Origin of the sequence: Paraburkholderia bryophila (assembly GCF_003269035.1) — a bacterium.
GTDB lineage: Bacteria > Pseudomonadota > Gammaproteobacteria > Burkholderiales > Burkholderiaceae > Paraburkholderia > Paraburkholderia bryophila.
Genome location: NZ_QLTK01000015.1, coordinates 49,099 through 66,492, shown reverse-complemented (window position 1 = coordinate 66,492; position 17,394 = coordinate 49,099). Strand labels below are relative to the sequence as shown.

Below are 17,394 nucleotides of genomic sequence, written 5' to 3'. Positions count from 1 at the left end.
ACGGCAACGGCGACAGTGGTCCGAAACAGCCACCATCGCCGCAACCCGCAAAAACCGCAAACTCCCACGTCAGTTCGACAACGACAGATACGGCGAACTGAGCGGCGTCGGCGGGAATGGCTGCAAGCCGGTCTGCTTGCTGAAGCTGTAGCGCACATAAACCGCCGCGAGCCATTCGCGGTATTCGTACGCATTGCCGAGCGACGCCGTGGCGCCGAATGCCAGTTGCGGCGCGAGCTGATATTCGCCGACAGCGCTCAGCGAATACGACACACCGGTCTTGCTCTGGCCAGGATAAACCGCGTTGCCGTCGAGGCCGCCGCCGAGCGAATTGGCCTGTCCCGCCGCGTTGGTTTGACGATTGGAGCCGTCGTTCAGCGGGAAGTAGTTCGACGCATCCTGCCGGTAATGCTGCACGCCGATCGAACCCTTCACGTCGTACGTGAACGCGCCGTTACGGCCCATCCATTCGACCGGTAGATTCAGGATCATGTACTGCTGCGGACTGAAGTAACCGCCCTGGCCATACGTGAAGTACGACAGGTTGTTGTTATAGGTCATCAGCGTGGTGTTCACGCCGACCGTGAGCGTCTGATCGGCGTCTTTCAGCAGACGCGTATAAACGCCGCCGCCGCCCTTGACCGCGTTGTTGCTCGCGACGTGGTAGCCCATGTAGTGCTGGTACGAAGCGTTCACGTACAGGCCGCTCGTGCCGTCGTCCCAAGCGAGGCTGCCGAGGCCGCCATTGGAGGTGACGCCGCCCCATTCGAGGCCGGAGCCCGAATCGCGCGCGCCGGCATAGGAGAGCAGGCTGTCGGTCACCGCGCGCCGGGCGACGGCGAGCGAGTAGCTCACCTTGTCGGTGATCGCGCCGTTGTACTGCACGCCGCCCACGATGTTTTTCTCGGGGAAGCCGAGCGGCGTCACGCCGATATCGGCGCTGATGCTGCGGCCCTCGTAACCGAGCGACAGGCCCACACCGTTCGCGGTCTGGCTGCCGTACGTATTGTTGCCGGCCACCGCCGCGATCGCGGACTGCGGGTTGGACAGGCCGGCGCCGAAACGCGCCAGCGTCGACGTGGTGCCGGCGGCGGTGCCCGCATCGAGCGTCACCGGGGTGGCCGTGATGACGATGTGTCCGTTGCCCGCCTTGATGCGCCCCTGGACCGGCGCTTCGATATCGGTGAGGGTGGACAGGCCGTCCTCGCCGGTGCGGTTGCGGAACACGATCCCGCCCGTCACGCTGCTCGATTGCTCGCGATTGACCTGCGCCAGTTCTTCCGCGACGCCGAGCGTTTGCGTGTTGGCGACATTCGACGGTGCGTAGTTCGCGCCGTTGCCACCATTACCGTTCGCACCCGGTTGCTGCGGGTAATACGCCTGCGCGTAGCCGCTGGGCGGCTGCGGAATGTAAGGCTGCTGTTGCGCGTAATAGCCCTGATTCGGATAAGCCTGCGGCGGCACCGGTTGATACGGCTGCTGGCCATAGCCTTGCTGCTGCGGCGGATACGGTTGGTAAGGCTGCTGCGCGTAACCCTGTTGTTGCTGCGGATACGGCGGCTGGGCGTAATACCCCTGTTGCTGCGGATAGCCTTGCTGTGGTTGTCCATAAGGCGCTTGCGCGTAGGTCTGCGCGCTGCGTTTGCTCTTCGACGCAGTCTGCTTTCTGGCGGTCGAGGTCGACCGTTTCGCGTTTGCGCCATAAGACGCATACGGTTGCGCTTGCATCGAACCGGCGTTGGCCTGCGCTTCGCGCGCGGCCGGCGACATCGGCCACGGCGTGGCGGCGTAACCGTCCGGCGCGCCGTATTGCGCCTGCTGGGGATAACCGGAGTTATACGGCTGCTGCTGCGCGTAGCCCGCGTTATACGACTGCTGCGGTGCCTGCATCGGTTGTTGCCCTTGCCCCGGGTAAGGCTGCAACGGCGCGCCCGACTGGCTCGACCCATAAGTGTCCTGCCCGTAGCCGCCCGAATTCACGGCGGGGCGGGGCGTGTTGTACGGCAAGGCAGCGGGCGCGCCGTTCGGCGCATAAGGTTGCGCGGGCGCCGAATAAGGCGCGACATACGGTGCGGGCTGCGTGGGCGGCGGATAGTTCGGCACGGTCTGTGTCGGCAAGGAGGACTGCGAGTACGGAAGCGCGGCGCGCGCGGCGGTGTAATTGCCGCCGCCCAGCACGGCATTGTCGGCGTCGGACGGTGTGACGGTAGCGCTTTTGCCTTCGAACGGATTGGTGCCGGGCAGCGGCGTCGCGCCGATCCGGCGCATGGCCACTTCCCAGCCGCGCGGCACGTTGCTCGCCGGGGTGCGCGGCGCGTTGGCCATCAGCGGCGTGTTGGCGGCGACCAGCGAGCGCTGCAGATACGTCGACGCGAGCGACAGCTTGCCTTCCGCGCGATACATGCGGCCGACGGTGGCGAGCACGCCCGGATCGCCGGGCGCGGCGCGCAATGCCTGATTCGCCAGCGTTTCGGCGTAGCTGAACTGCTTCGCGCCGACCGCAGCGGGAATCGTCGCCTGCAACAGGTTCAGGTCGTCGGGCTTGCGTTGCAGCGCGACGCGATAGCTGGCGAGCGCGTTGCGGTCGTCGCCGGCGCTCGAATAAAGACGCCCGAGCGCCGCCTGCAGATCGGGGTTGTCCGGCATGGCCGCGAGCCACGGCGCGATCACGTCGTAGGCGCTGGCCAGATCGCCGCGTTGCCGCACCGCGTCGCATTGCTTGATGACGATGCCCAGATTGAGATTGCCGAAATCGGTGCGTTGCTGCGGCGTCAACTGCATCGCGGCGAGCCGGCGCATCACCATGCCGAGTTCGCTTTCCTGTTGCGTGGCCGACAGAATGCCCGCGTATTGCAGCAGCAGATCGGTGTTGCCGGGCGCCGCATTCATCGCGCTGCGCACCAGACCCAGCGCGCGGTTCGGGTCGCCGGCCTGCTGATACCCGGCGGCGATCACGCCGATCAGTTCGGGGTTGTTGCCGGCGACCGGTTCGGCCGCATGCAGCGTGGCGAGTGCCTGCTGGTTCTGGCCGTTGCGCGCCATGCGCGTCGCGAGATCGGCCTGTTGGTGTACCCACAGGCGATGCTGCAAGGTCGTCATCGCGTCGGTGCGCTGGGCGGCCGGAATGCGCTCCAGTTGCGCGAGACCCGCCGACCAGTCCTGCGTTTCCGCCGACAGCAACGCGCTCGCATAGAGCGCGTCGGTCATGTCGGGATGCGCGGCCAGCAGGCCGTCCATCATGCTGCGGGCGTTCGCGACCGCGCCCTGGCGCACGTAAATGCGCGCGAGGTCGAGGCGCAGCCACGGGTCGTCGGGCGTGTTCAGCAGCGCGTCTTCGAACAGGCTGCGGGCGCTGCCGAGGTCGCCGCGCGCTTCGGCGGCGCGCGCCTGAGCGGCTTGCGCCTCGCCGCGCAGACGGTTGATGCCGCCGGCCTTGGTTTGCTGTTCGGCGTTCAACTGATTGGCGAACTGCAGCGCCTCGTCGCCGCGGCCCTGCGCGGCGAGCGCGCCGACCAGTCCGCGCACCGCATCGGGATTGTCGGCCTGGCGGCGCAGCGCCATCCGGTACGCCTGTTCCGCGCCGACCGGGTCGTTGTTGGCGAGCAGCATTTCGCCGAGCAGCACCTGCGCGGTGACGTCGGACGGATTCAGCGCGATCGCGCGTTCGAACAGCGACTTCGCCTTGGCGAATTCGCCGTTGCTGCGCGCGCCGATGGCGTCGCTGGTGTAGGTCCAGTAAGTCGCGCTGTCGAGCGCGGTTTTCCAGCGCGCCGGATTGCCGTTGCGCGACGCGCGTTCCAGATAATTGCGCGCCTCGGCGAAGCGCTCCTGTTTCAGCGCGGCGATCCCCATGCCGCCGAGCGCGTCGGTGTCGTTCGGGCTGTTGGCGAGCACCGAGGAAAACCTGGATCGCGCGGTCGCGATGTCGTCCTTGTCGAGCGCGGCGAAACCGTCGGCGACGGTGCGCCCGCGTGCATCTGTCGCGGCGTTTTCCTGCGAGCGGTCGCGCGCCGCCTTGTCCTGCTGCACCATCGAATCGAAGCGCGCCTTGACCGCGGCGTCGTCGCCGGCGCTTTGCAGATACGACTCGTACAGCGCGGAATCGGAGGGACGCGCGTCGAGCCACAACAACGCCTGACGCCAACTCTTTTTCGCCGACGCGCCGACCGTGCTGTCGGCCGACAGTTTTTGCAGACGCGCGATCCCGTCGCGCCGCGTGACGTCGCGATAGGTCAGATGCTGCGCGTAGGCGAGGGCGTAGCGCGGGTCGTCGGGGTTGTCGCGCGCGAGCTGTTCGAGGCCGCGGCGCGCCTGGTCCCAGCCTTGCGGCGTGGCCGACAGCGCCTGGTAATACTCGAGCTGCAATTCGGGCGTGGCGGGCTTGCCGTTCAGCGCGCGCTGATATTGCTCGACCGCGCTCGCGCTCTGGCCGCTTTGCGCGAGCCGCCGCGCGTCGTTCACGGTCTGGTCGCGCAGGCTCGATTCGCCGAGACGGCGACCGAGTTCATCCAGATTCGGGTAGTTCGGCGCGACCGCTTTCAGTCGCGCCAGATATTGCTGGGCACCCGCGCCGTCCTTGCGGTCGGCGAGCACCATGCCCATGCCGTAGAGCGCGTCGGGCTGCTTCGGGTCGAGCCGCAGCACCTTCAGCCAGGCCTGCTCGGCGAGGTCGCCGCGCTGATGCGACTGCCAGTATTTGCCCTGATCGATCAGCACGTTAAGCGGATCTTTCGACGCCTGCGCGAGGACGTCGGGCGCGGCGGTCGCCACGTAGCAGACCGCCGTGACGCTCAGCGCGAAGCGCAATGACAACGCGAGGGCGCTCAATCGCATGCGTTTCTCCAGCTTGGCACGAGACGGCCGGCTTCGTCGAAGCGATAGCGGCCGTCGATAAACCCCGTGCCGAACAAACCCAGCACACGATCGTAGTAAACCGGCTCGCGGCCGGGCACGTTGGCGTCGAGCGCGGCGAGATGGGTGCGCGCGAGGCCGAGGCCGCGTTCGTCGCCGAGCGCCTTGAAATACGGCGCGAGCGCCGCCCAGTAACTGAGCGGACCTTCGCCGCTGGCCGCGCCGCTGGTCGACGAGACCTTCTCGGGCGGAATGCCGGTTTGCGCGACCTTCGCGCGCATGCCGCCGAGCGCCGCGAGCCAGGGTTTGGCGAGCGGATCGGCGGCCGACGTGAGACCCGCCCACAGATAGACGCGGATCGCGTCATAGCTGCCGGTGTCGCCGCTTTTCGGATCGACCACGAACTGGCCGTTTTGCCACGCGGCCCAGTCGGGTGCGAAGCCCTGCGGCGCGGTGGTTTTGATCAGCCGGTAGGCGCTCTCGGCGAGCTTGGCCCACGGACCGCCCGGCTGTTCATGGGCGAGCGCCCGCAGTACCGGCAAGGGCAGATAGCTCGGATTCAGACGCGTCACGCCGCCTGCCTTGAAGCCTTGGGGCCCCGGCAGCAGCATCGGGCCGACGCCCGGCAAGCTGGTCATTTCCTGACGCGCGATCTGCGTGGCCAGCGCCTGGCCGAGTTGCGTGTAGGCGGGGTCGTTCCACAGACGGCCGGCTTGCAGCAGGTCGTAGGCGATCCACAGATCGGAGTCTGAGGCGGAATTCGGATCGAGCACGCCGTACGAGCCGTCTGCTTTCCTGCCCCATTGCCACGACGGCAGCCGCATGTTTTGCGCGTCGAACTGATTGTCCGCGAGGTGGGTGCGGGTCCACGCGAGCAGCCGGTCGAAGGTCGCGCGGTCGTTCGCGACCAGCGCGAAGAACAGACCGTACGACTGACCTTCGGAGGTGGTTTGCTGGGTCGGCGTCGAATAGTCGATCACGCGGCCGTCGGCCTGCACGAAACGTTCGACGAAGCGCCGGTAGCCGGTCCACTCACCGCATGCGCCCGACGCGGGATTCACCTGCGCCACCTTCACGACACTGGCGAAACTCGCCGACGCGGCGAAGCCGAGCGTCAAGGCGAGCCATGCCTTCCGGTTGATTCGAACCTGCATAAACAGTCCTCAGTCCTCAGTCCTTCAGGCGGCGCGCGGCGACCGAGCGCAGCGTCCGGTAGAACAGGCCCGCGATGATCAGCGCGGCGAGCACGCCGCCCAGCATCAACAGCAGCGGATGCGACGACAGCGCCCAGCGCAGATACTCCTGCGGCGACAGATGGCCGATGTAATACGCTTCGCCGTTCGACGTAATGGTCACGGTGCGGCCGTGAATCACGGCCATCGCCCCTTGAATTTCCGGCAGCACGTCGGCATCGAGCAGCGCCGCCGAGAGATCGGCGTCCGACTGGCCCGCGGTGCTCACCAGCGCGACCGCGCTGCGGTTCTTCTGCAGCGGCGACTCGAAACCGGTCAGCAGCGCGTCCCCGTTCGAACTCACCAGCGTCAGGTCGGCGCGCGCCGGCGTGCGTTCGACACCGCGCTCGCCATGCCACCAGTCCTCGAGTTTGAAGACGATGTCGGAGAGCTGGAAGGTGCGCGAATCGCCGTCGCTCGAGAACGGCATCGATTTGGCCCAGCGTTGCAGCAGCGGCTGCTTACCCGGTGCGCCGAACACCAGCAGGTCCTTGTTGGCGTATTTATCGACGTCGTCCGCGGTGCCGACGCTCACGCCGTTCACCGGATATCCGGTCGACGCGCCCATCCGGCCCATGGTCAGCAGAAACAGGCTGTAGTCGCTCGAATCGGCGTCGTTCGGCAGGATCGCGGCGGTCTCGGAGAGATCCGCCATGCGCGTGAACGGAAAGCCGCTATTGGCGAACGCGGCCAGATCGGGCAGTGCCATGTAATGCGGGAACGACGACAGGTCGATCGTCGAATTCGGATCGATCGCGCCGACCACGTTGTCGAGCAGACGGCCGTGGCATTCGCCGGTATCGGGAATGTCGTAGTAGAAGTGCAGGCGCACCTGCGCGCGCGGCGTCAGCAGCAGCGGCGGAATGTAGACGGTGCGGCGCGCCTCGGCGGTCCGGTCCGGCAACACGCGCGCGAAGTAATGACTCAGCTCGAACACGGAAGCGGACTCGGCCGGAATCGGCAGGGCCTGCACGAAGCCGTTGTTCACGCTCACGTTCAACGACGACCGGTCGACATGCGGGCGCACCGTGTAGCGGTAGCGCAGATCGATCGGCGCGCCCTTGGTGTGCCACATGAACAGATCGGGCGGCACGCGCAGATTCACGCGCACCGCGTCGGCGTCGTAGCCGGACACGGTCAGATCGCGCGCGTCGGCGAGTTCGCCGAAGCGCACCGCGCGGTGAGTCGGCAACCAGTTCGGCGCGTCGTACGGCGCGCGCGGCCCGAGTTCGTTCAACTGCGTGATGGTTGCGCTCGCACCCGTCAACGTGTTCTGGCCGATGCCGAGCGCCTTCGCGGCGGTCTTCAGTTCGGCTTCGGTGCGCCCGAGCACGAGCAGCAGCTTGCCGCGCGCCGGCGCTTCGCGATCCACTACCGCGATGGTCGGACCGGAGATCGCCGGAATCTCGATGCCGGCCGGGCGCTGGTCGGAGGTGGCGAACACCACCGCGTTGCCCGACAACGGCGCGTTGTCCAGTTGCGCCGGAAACACCGCGCCGCGATAACCGGCCAGCGCACCGAACCATGAGGCGACGATGCCGCCCGCTTCGAGCGTCGCCGCGCCCGGTTTTTGCGGAAACACGAACGGCAGTTCGAGCCGGCGCACGTCGCGACGGTCGAAAAACGGCTGCGGCAGCGCCGCCAGATCCGGCTTGCTGGCGAGCGACGCGTAGGTCAGATCGAGCGAACTCGCGTTGCTGACGGTGGCCCACAGCGACGAGTTCGCCGGGTCCTCGCAGCTCGTCGTGTAATGGCCGATCAACTGCACGTTCAGGTGATTGAACTCGGTGATGAAGCGCGGATCGATCGACACGTCGCGCGCCACCAGCATGCCGGACTGTTCATGCGGCACCGGCAGGGTCGCGGCGACTTCGCCGTTCACCAGCACTTTCAGTTGCGAGATGTTCGGCAGCAGCGCGGGCGAGTAGCTGTAGACGAGGTGCAGCACTGCACCGGTCACCACTTCGTCGCCGCGCACCGAGAACGCCACGCCGTTCTGGCCGTCGGTGCCGCGCAGTTGCAGCGGATCGAGCGCGCCGAGATCGGCGAAGGTCAGCGTCTGACGCCGGCCGCCCGGCACCAGCGTGCCGGGTTCGGCGGTGGTCGGCGTCTTGATGCCCAACGCCTTCACCGACGACGCGGCGAGCGCGGGCGTCGGCGTCGCCAACGCGGCTTGGGCGAGCGTGTTCGGATCGTACGGCACGGCAGGGCTCGGCGCGGGCACGCTGCCCACGCCGGTGGCGACGGGCGTGGCCGGGGCGCCTGGTGCGCCCGGTGCGCTTTGCTCACCCGCTGCCGCGCGTGTCTGGCGTGTCTGGGTTAAGTCCGCTGCGGGGCTCGCCGTTGCCGCGACGGCTTCAGCCGCCTCGGCGACCGACACGAGCGGCGCCGCCAGGGCGGTCTGCAATGCGAGCCAGCAGGCGAGCCCGCGCATCAGCCGTTGCGAGCCGGGACCTGCGAAGCGGCGCGCTGCCGGTCCCATTCCACCGCGCTCGTCGCGCGAGCGTTCGTTGTGTGCCTTCGCCATCCGGTTGCGCATAGATCAGTCTTTGGTTTTTAGCTTCTTGACGTCCACTGGACGGCTTTTCATCGAGCTGCGAAGGTCGGCGTAAAGATGCTCGAACAGGCCCACGATGCCGCGCGCGCCGACCGTCAGCACATGCGACAGGCCGCGCAGCGGCGTGTCCTGCTGGCGTCCTTCGGCCCAGCCGGTCCATGCATCCGCGCGGGCGAAGGTGGTCTTGACGAACTCGTATTCCTGTTCGCGCGTGAGCTGGGAGAAGCGCAGGCCGACACGGCCCGGCGCGGTGAAGCCGACCGTCGCGGGGAATGCGTATTCCTCGTCGCCGCGAAACAGCGACACGGTCACGCGTTCGTGCATCGGCACCTGGATCGCCGCGGGCAGCGCGACACCCACGCCGCCTTCCGAGTAGTCGATGGTTTCGCAGGCGAGCGTGCGGCCGGTCGAGAACTTCAGCATCACGGGCATTTGCATGGCCACGCGGTGCACCGCGCGAATCTGCCGACGCTCGCTCGCGGCGGCCACGCTCGCGCCAAGAATTAGCATGTTGTAGGTGGTCCACGCGAGGTTCAGCACGGTGGTCTGCACCACGCTGCGCAGATGCCAGTTGAAATAGATATGGACGACGCCCACGCAGAAGCCGATCAGGTTCAGCAACAGCAGGAACAGATACGGCCGCGAGATCGCCCAGTCGAAATAGTTCTTCTCGATCTGGCCGCCCTTGGCCGTCACGTTGAACTTGCCGAGCTTCGGGTTGATCAGCGCAAGCAGCGTCGGTGCGGTGATGTACGAGGCCAGCACCGACTCATACACTTCGGCCCAGAACGAATGGCGGAACGAGCGCTGCATCCGCGAATTGGTGATGCTCGCATGCATCATGTGCGGCAGCGCGTAGATCGCGATCGTGCTGGCCGCGGCCTCGATCACGTGCGCGCCGAAGAACAGATACGACAGCGGCGCGGTCAGAAACACCAGACGCGGAATGCCGTAGAAGAAGTGCATCATCGCGTTCAGATAGCACAGCCGCTGACCGATCTTGAGGCCCTTGCCGGTGAGCGGATTGTCGATCCGGAAAATCTGCGTCATGCCGCGCGCCCAGCGAATCCGCTGGCCGATGTGGCCCGACAGCGATTCGGTGGCGAGACCAGCGGCCTGTGGAATCGCCAGATACGCGGTGGTGTAGCCGAGGCGGTGCAGCTTCAGCGCGGTGTGCGCGTCTTCGGTAACGGTTTCGACCGCGATGCCGCCGATCTCCTCGACCATGGTCCGGCGCAGCAGCGCGCACGAACCGCAGAAGAAGGTTGCGTTCCACAGGTCGTTGCCGTCCTGCACGAGGCCGTAGAACAGTTCGCCTTCGTTGGGCACCTTGCGGAACGTGCCGAGGTTGCGCTCGAACGGATCGGCGGAGAAGAAGTGGTGCGGCGTCTGCAGCATGGACAGCAGCTTGTCGCGCAGGAACCAGCCGAGGCCGATCTGCAAAAACGAGCGGGTCGGTATGTGATCGCAGTCGAAAATCGCGAGGTATTCGCCGCTGGTGATCTTCAGCGCCTCGTTGATATTGCCGGCCTTCGCGTGCCGGTTATGCGTGCGGATCGTCCAGTTCACGCCGACGTCTTCGCAGAACGCCTTGAACTCGGGACGGCGGCCGTCGTCGAGCACGTGGATCGAAATTTTTTCGGCCGGATAGTCGAGCGCGAGCGCGGCGTAGATGGTCGGCTTCACCACCGAAAGCGGCTCGTTGTAGGTCGGAATGAAAATGTCGACGGTCGGCCACAGGTCGCGCGAGGCGGGCAGCGGCATCGGCTTGCGCTTGAGCGGCCAGGCGGTCTGGAAGTAGCCGAGCATCAGCACGACGGTCGAATAGACTTCGGCGGACACCAGCAGCAGACCCCAGGCGGCGTCGAGCGGATGCTCCCAGTAAGTGGTGGCGGTCAGCCGCCAGTACATATAGCGGCCCGACGTGACCACCGACAGCATGATCATCACCATCGTCGCGTAACGGCCGGGCAGGCGGCGGAACAGCAGCGCGGTCACGAAGCAGCAGGTCGCGAATGTAAGTTGCTCGTAGAACGCGAGCGGCACCGTAAACACGAAGTACAGCATGATCAGCGCGAACAGCGTCACCAGACCGGTGACGACGCGGCTGTTCCAGAAGCGCGCGTCGACGAAACGCTCCAGCCGCGATGGTTCGCCGGCCTCGATGTCCTGCGGCTGTGCCGTGCTCATGCGACGTTCCTCGGCGAGACGGCGATCGCGTCGACGGCGCTTATCAGCCAGGCGCCGCACGCGCGGAAATCGGCGGCGGCCTGGCTGAGTGGATCGTAATGAATCAGCGTGGTGTCGCAGGCGAGCGCTTCGCTCACGCCTTCGTCCAGATGGATCACGCCGGGGAAGAGCCGCGCGCCGAGCATCTGGCGCAGCACCTTGAGCACGTCTTTGGTGAGGTGGCGCGACTGGTCGATCTGGTTGGCCACGTAGCCCACGCCGCCGAATTCGGCGCGCGGCGTCGCATAGGTATCGATCAGCCGCTCCATCAGCGGAATCGCCGCGTACGAGGCGGCGTCGGCGAGCACCACGTTCAGCGCGAAGGTGGCCGTGCTCAGCGCGGCGCGGACATACGCGGACGAACCCGGCGGCGTGTCGATAATGACCACGTCCGACGCATCGAGCCGCAGGTTCTGCAACGCTTGCGCGAGCCAGTGCGGGTCCTGGTCGATCAGCGCTTCGAAGCGGCGGCGGTCGTCTTCGAGCACCGCGCCGTAGGGCAGCACGGTCACGCCGTCCAGACCGTCGAACAACACCGTTTGCCATGGGTCGCCCGTCAGCGTGGCGCGCGACAAACCGTCGATGCTGTCGAGCGGCACGCCGAAATGCAGACGCAGCGCGTTCTGCGGATCGAGGTCGATCGCGATCACGCGCCGGCCGCCGGCAGCCAGCACGCAGGCGAGATTGGCGGCGAGGGTGGTCTTGCCGACCCCGCCTTTGGCGGACACCACCGCGATGACTTTCATGAGCGACGAGGGCCGTTGACCAGCCACGAGTTGGAAGGGGCGGGCGCGGCGGCGCGCGTGGCGCTGACCGGGGCGGCGACTATCGGGGCGGGCGTGCCGCGCAGCCGGTCGAAGACCGAGTGCAGCGGTGCGCCGGCGGCCTGGGACGCGGCGGGTCGCGGCGGCGTGGCGGCGGGCTCGGGGGTGAAGAGTTTGCCGAGGATCGAAGGCGGCGCGGCGGGGGCGGCGGGTTGTGCCGGTTGTGCCGGTTGCGCCCAGGCTGGCGCGGCGGGTTGGATCGGCGGGATCGGTTGCATCACCGGCGTACGGAACTGGACCGGGGCGATTGGGGCGGTTGGGGCGGCCGGAGCCACCGGCACGGCAGCCGGCACGACCTCCGCCGCCACCGCCGCCACCGCGTCCACCCGCACGGCGGCGGGTGCCGCCGGCGCAACGGCATCGATCTTCGCCACGGTTTCAGGCAGATCGAGTTCGCCGAAACGCGAAGCGCCGCGCGGCGCCGTGGACGGCGCAGCGGCCACCGCCACCGGCGGAATATCGCGCCGATGCGAACGGGTGAACAACGGCGCTTTCGCGCGCGTCACCGAGGCGGCGTCTTTCGGCGTGGTGTCGTGCGGATCGACGGCGAGCGGCACGGCCACTGGCGGCTGAGCCCGCGCCACGCGCTGACCGATGGCGGGAATCGCCGGTTGACTCAGATCCAGCTTGACCAGCAAGGGCCAACGCGTGCGTGCCGAGCGCGCCTCGTTTTCGCGGCCGATTTCCTGGTACGCATTGGCGTCGCCGCCGAAATGATCGAAAAGCTTTTCGATGTCGCTGGATGAACTCATAGTGCCACCGTCTTGTTCGTGACTTGCGTAACCCCGGCGCCGTGACGTGCCTGCCTGCTTCCGGCGCTGGAAAGCGGATCCTGCCATTGCACGCGCACCGGTCTGGCGCGTTGTTCCACTGCTTGAACTACCTGATGCCGCCCGCGTAAAAGCAACGGCTACCGCGGCTGTCTTTGCTAGCGCGATTGCGCTTACTCACTCTCTGATCGCAAGCCACGTTCAACCCGGATGGCGTCCCAGCCGGAACTCGATCGCAGTGTCCTCACCGTAACCGCTCGTCTGCGCCACCGACAGGCCTTGCGCACCCAACGCGCTCAGCCACGTCTGATAGACGCCCTCGAGAAACGCCGGCGTCCACGTCAAGGCCGTGCCGCCGAAGGCGAGCAGCGGCGAGCAGAAGTGAACGATCCGCAACGACTCGGGTTCGTCCGCCAGTTCCACGTAGCCCCAATCCATGTCATGCCAAACCAGGTTCAACGTGTGCGCGAGTTCGGCGGTCGAGCCGCAGGCCGGCAGCGGATGCGCGCTCGCGAAGCGGCTGCCGACGCGGTGCATCAGCTGACGTAGTTCATCGCGACCAATCTGCGCTTCGAACTCGGTCGCCAGTGCGCTCAGCATGCCGCGCCATTGTGGCGAGATCTGGCGTTCCAGCAGGTAATCGAGAATGGGGACCATGTTTTCCGGGAAGTGGTCGTTGTGCCTCCTCGTAAAACAGGCAGGCGATGACGGCCGGTGCAAAAAAAATGTGTTTCGGGAGTCGCGTCTTGCACGCGGCCAGGTTGTTTTTACCGGCTTGCCTGGTTTGTCAAACTTTGTCAGACACAATGCGCAGGAGTCTACTTAAGACGTTAAGTTTTAGCCACTTTCCATTCGTCTTTTGATACGCGCAATCGATTGCTTCGGATGCAGCGCAACAACGTAATTTTTTCTGATTGCGTTGTGTCAGAGCTTGCGCTTGGCGCACCGCGTAAGATCGATCGCTTCACCTGACTAACGGCAGTTTGCGCGGTTGTTTTAGCTTTTCTTTTTCGTGTTGAGTGCAACGCTACGCCGTAAGAGCAGGCATGGGCACACGGGTCCAAGCAGACATTCTTTCCGATTCTTTCCTGCTTCCTGCTGTTTGCCGAGCCCCCATCTTCTGCCGCGGCCAGCTAAGCTTACGGACGCACAACGGTCGACTGTGTCGGACAAGGGTGCGGACTTAACCAGGCAAGCATGTGCAGCGCGCCGTTGCATTGCCGTTCGATCCATTCATTGCGATGCTCAATCCACTCAGTATTCTGCTGGTCACCGTCTTGTCGAGCGCCATGGCGATGGCTGTGCTCGGCTCGTTGCGGCGCGCGGCCATTCCCGGCGTCGGCAGTTGGATCGTGGCGAACGCGCTGGCGATCGTCGCGTTACTGGCCTTCTCGTTGCAAGGGCACGCGCCACGCTGGCTGACCTTCGTGGCCTCGAACATGTTGCTGGCCGTTTCGCCGCTGCTGATCGTGGCGGGCTGCCGGCGCTTTCTCGCGCGCCCCGCGCGGCCCTCGGTGGCCTACGCCGGTCTGGTCGCTCTGTTCGCCGGGTTGTGCTACTGGACCTTCGCCGCGCCGGACTTCAACGCGCGCGTCACGCTGGTGTCGGTGTTCCACGCGGTGCTGTATGCGGTGCTGGCCGTGATCCTGCTGCGCGGCCGGCCGTCGAACCGGCCGTGCTACAGCTATTACTTCCTCGCGGTCGCGGCCGCCTTGCTATCTGCTGGGCATACCTTGCGCGGTGTGATGTACGGCTTCGGGTGGCTGGTCCAGACCGACCTGATGCAGGTCACGCCGTCCAACGTTATTTTTCTCGCGCTCGGGGTGCTGGCGCCGCCCTGTCTGTCGATCGGCGTGGTGATGCTCGCGCACGACCGGCTGGCCGAGCGGCTCGAACGTCTGGCGAACATCGACGATCTGACCGGCGTGCTGGCGCGCCGCGCGTTCCTGAAACTCGGCGACGCGCTGCTCGACGCGTCGCGGCGCAGCGGTGTGCCGCTGGCGCTGGCGATCATCGACATCGATTCGTTCAAGGCCGTCAACGACCGTCACGGTCACGCGGCTGGCGACCAGGTGCTGAGCCATTTCGCGGCGTTCGTCGCCGCTCATCTGCGGGACGGCGATGTGCTCGGCCGGCTCGGCGGCGAAGAGTTCGGCGTACTCTGCCCGGCGACCGGCGCCGCCGAGGCGGTGAGCCTGCTCGACCGGCTACGGGCCCGGCTGGCCGCGGCCGCGCCGGCCGAGTTGCCGCCCGGCGGCTTGCGCTACACCTTTAGCGTCGGCGTGGGCCAGTATCGGCAGGGTGAGTCGCTCGCGCAGTTGATGGTGCGCGCCGACCAGGCGCTGTATGCCGCCAAGGCGGCCGGTCGCAACCGCGTGATGGCCGCCACGGCGCAAGCGGCATGAGGTGCACGGGAGCCGGGTGAGGGAGCCCGGAACGGCCTGAAGCAGCCTGATGCGAACGGGCGTTCGTATCGATTTGCGTGGAAAGGTTAAATATTAGTCAGATGTTTGCCGATAACCATGGGCAGAGTGACCGGAACGAGCCTGATACCCATCAATATGCTTTCGAACTCCACGCAACATCTGTCCGATTCCGGTTTACGCGATCGCTTCCACAGACGATCGCTTGAACACCAGCGTCCATTGTCCACGGTGACCATGGCGTTCACGGTGGTCGCGTTCCTTTGTTTCGTCGGGGCGCGTAACCTGGTCGGCGGTCCGGCCGCGCCGCTCGCCTACCGGCTCACGTGCGCGCTCGTACTCGCCCTGCTGGTGCTGGCGATTCCCCGAGCCCGAACCATCTGGCTATTCGGTGTGATCGGCATTGTCTATCTGCAGGTGCTGGTGGCCGGCATGGCATTGAACGTAGCCGGTGTCGAGGCGCCCTTGCTGTGGGTGCTGCCGGCTCTCGCGGTGATCCCCATTTGCGCCGCGCCGCTGTGGCTCACGCCCACGCATTTTTTCACCGGCACCGTGCTGTTCTATGCGGCGGCCCTCGCGCTGCTGTCCGGCGAGCCGCACCCGCATGACGTCAACGTGGTCATGTGGATGTGGATCGCGGCAATCGGCATGCCGACTTCGGTGGTGTTTCACTTCGGGTTCTACCGGTTCCGGCGCAACCACTTTCTGCTCGAAAGCCAACTGGCGCAACTCGCGGCGACCGATCCACTGACCGGCCTGCAAAACCGTCGCGCGTTCGTCAAGCAGGCCGAGCGCCGGCTCGACGCCGGTGCGCCCGACGAGCGCATCAGCGCGATCTTTCTGGACATCGACAGTTTCAAATCGCTGAACGACCGCTTCGGTCACGCGGTCGGCGACCATGCGCTGTATCAGGTCGCTCAGGTGCTGATGGAGGAGACCTCGGCGGAAGACAGCGTGAGCCGGATCGGCGGCGAGGAGTTCGCGGTGCTGCGGCGCGACGGGCTGGCCGGCGCGTTGCATCTGGCCGAGCGGCTGCGTGGCGCGATCGCTGCGATCGAGCGGCCGGACGGTCATCTGAGCGCGAGCTTCGGGGTGGCCGAGCATCGGCGCGGCGAAAGCATCATGGTGCTGCTGGATCGCGCCGACGAAGCCCTGCTGCGCGCCAAGCACTCCGGGCGCAACCGCGTGTGCGCCGAACGCGCGCTGCCGCTCGAAGCGCTGCAACTGCTCGGCGACGATTTTTCCGTCGAAGGCGAGTTGCGCCGGCATCGCTGGGAGGAGTATTACCTGACGTCGCACTTCCAGCCGCTCTACAGCCTGTCGCATCAGAAGCAGGTCGGCTTCGAGGCCTTGCTGCGCGGCGAACAGGACGACGGCACGCTGGTGCCGCCGGTGGTGCTGTTCGCGCCGAGGCCGTCCAGCGACGAGGGCGCGCTCGACCGTGCGAGTCATGCGGTCCATCTGGGCAATGCGTGCAAGTCGCTGCCCGGCGATTCCTGGCTGTTCCTCAATATCTTGCCGGCCACCTTCATCGCGGACGGTTATGCGGATCAGCTCGCGAAGATCGTGCGGACGGTCGGGCTCGATCCTGAACGCGTGATCCTCGAAATTCTCGAGTCGCACGGCGGCAGCGTCGACGACATGTCGCGCGCGGCGGCCTTGTATCGCGAGCACGGCTTCCTGATCGCCGTCGACGATTTCGGCGCCGGTCAGTCGAATCTCGACCGCTTGCTGCGTATCCGCCCGGATCTCGTCAAGCTCGACGGCGAACTGATTCGCGCGACCAGCCCCGGCACCGAACAGCCGATCCTGCCGAAGCTCGTGTCGCTGCTGCACCAGGCGGGCATGCTGGTGGTGGTCGAAGGCGTGGAGACGACCGAGGAGCTGATCCTCGCGGTGGAGTCGAACGTGGATTTCGCGCAGGGCTATCTGCTCGGGCGGCCGGCGGCGGAGATTGCGCCGCCGGAGTCGGTGCACCGGCGTATCGACGATGCATTCGACGTGATCGCGCAGGGTCGCGCGCATCAGCATGCGTTGTTCGAGTCGGAGGTGGAGCCTTACCGGGTGGGTTTGCGCGCCGCCGCGGAAGCGCTTCAGGCGGGCGTCGTGATGGACGACGCGTTTGCCGCGCTGGCGCGCTTCGAGCGCTGCATCAGTTGCTTCATTCTCGACGACGCCGGCCGGCAGGTTGGGCATGAAGTGCCTGGGCCGGCGCACAGCAGCGAGGGTGCGTCGCTGCATCCGGTCGCGAATCCGCGCGATGCGCGCTGGGATCACCGGCCGTATTACCGCAATGCGGTGCTGCTGCCGGGCGTGGCGGTGGCGAGCAATCCTTATCTCTCGCTGGCGAGCGGCCGGCCGTGTGTCGCCGTGACGCTGGCGGTGCAGTTCGCGACCGGGCGCTCGGTGATTGGTGTGGAGCTGGACTGGTCGGCGCTGGGGTTGCCGTGGCCGGCGGGGGATTAGCGGCTCGGGTCTGCCAGTGAGCGGTCTGCGCTCACTGCAAGC

Annotated in this window: 9 protein-coding genes; 2 read left to right on the top strand and 7 right to left on the bottom strand. The window is 66.5% G+C overall.

The annotated features are described in order from the left end of the window. Positions 1-69: 69 nt before the first annotated feature. The 7 genes from BX591_RS21130 to bcsD form a co-directional block, all read right to left on the bottom strand. Positions 70-4,833 (bottom strand): cellulose synthase subunit BcsC-related outer membrane protein, encoded by a 4,764-nt coding sequence (locus BX591_RS21130; protein WP_111933260.1) that lies wholly within the window; start codon positions 4,831-4,833, stop codon positions 70-72. Beyond that, on the bottom strand, positions 4,824-6,005 hold the full coding sequence (gene bcsZ / locus BX591_RS21125) for a cellulose synthase complex periplasmic endoglucanase BcsZ (protein WP_111933259.1): 1,182 nt from the start codon (positions 6,003-6,005) through the stop codon (positions 4,824-4,826). Before bcsZ ends, BX591_RS21130 begins: the two co-directional genes overlap by 10 nt. Positions 6,006-6,021: 16 nt before the next feature. Next, on the bottom strand, positions 6,022-8,622 hold the full coding sequence (bcsB, locus tag BX591_RS21120; protein WP_111933258.1) for a cellulose biosynthesis cyclic di-GMP-binding regulatory protein BcsB: 2,601 nt from the start codon (positions 8,620-8,622) through the stop codon (positions 6,022-6,024). A 3-nt stretch (positions 8,623-8,625) separates the two neighbouring features. Next, entirely contained in the window at positions 8,626-10,830 is a 2,205-nt protein-coding gene (bcsA, locus tag BX591_RS21115) for a UDP-forming cellulose synthase catalytic subunit (RefSeq protein ID WP_111933257.1), read from the bottom strand. Beyond that, entirely contained in the window at positions 10,827-11,615 is a 789-nt protein-coding gene (gene bcsQ / locus BX591_RS21110) for a cellulose biosynthesis protein BcsQ (protein ID WP_111933256.1), read from the bottom strand. The genes bcsA and bcsQ overlap by 4 nt, the downstream gene beginning before the upstream one ends. After that, a complete protein-coding gene (gene bcsP / locus BX591_RS21105) occupies positions 11,612-12,445 on the bottom strand; it encodes a cellulose biosynthesis protein BcsP (RefSeq protein WP_111933255.1) in 834 nt (277 codons plus the stop codon). The genes bcsQ and bcsP overlap by 4 nt, the downstream gene beginning before the upstream one ends. A 219-nt stretch (positions 12,446-12,664) precedes the next feature. Then, positions 12,665-13,120, bottom strand: a complete 456-nt coding sequence (bcsD, locus tag BX591_RS21100) for a cellulose biosynthesis protein BcsD (RefSeq protein ID WP_111933254.1) — start codon at positions 13,118-13,120, stop codon at positions 12,665-12,667. A gap of 542 nt (positions 13,121-13,662) precedes the next feature. On the opposite strand from bcsD, the gene BX591_RS21095 reads away from it, so the two are divergent. Both BX591_RS21095 and BX591_RS21090 read left to right on the top strand, forming a co-directional pair. Then, a complete protein-coding gene (locus BX591_RS21095) occupies positions 13,663-14,868 on the top strand; it encodes a GGDEF domain-containing protein (RefSeq protein ID WP_244147082.1) in 1,206 nt (401 codons plus the stop codon). Between the two features lie 156 nt (positions 14,869-15,024). After that, positions 15,025-17,352 carry a bifunctional diguanylate cyclase/phosphodiesterase gene (locus BX591_RS21090; protein WP_111933253.1) on the top strand — a complete coding sequence of 776 codons (2,328 nt, stop codon included), beginning with the start codon at positions 15,025-15,027 and terminating at the stop codon, positions 17,350-17,352. The last annotated feature ends 42 nt before the right edge of the window (positions 17,353-17,394 follow it).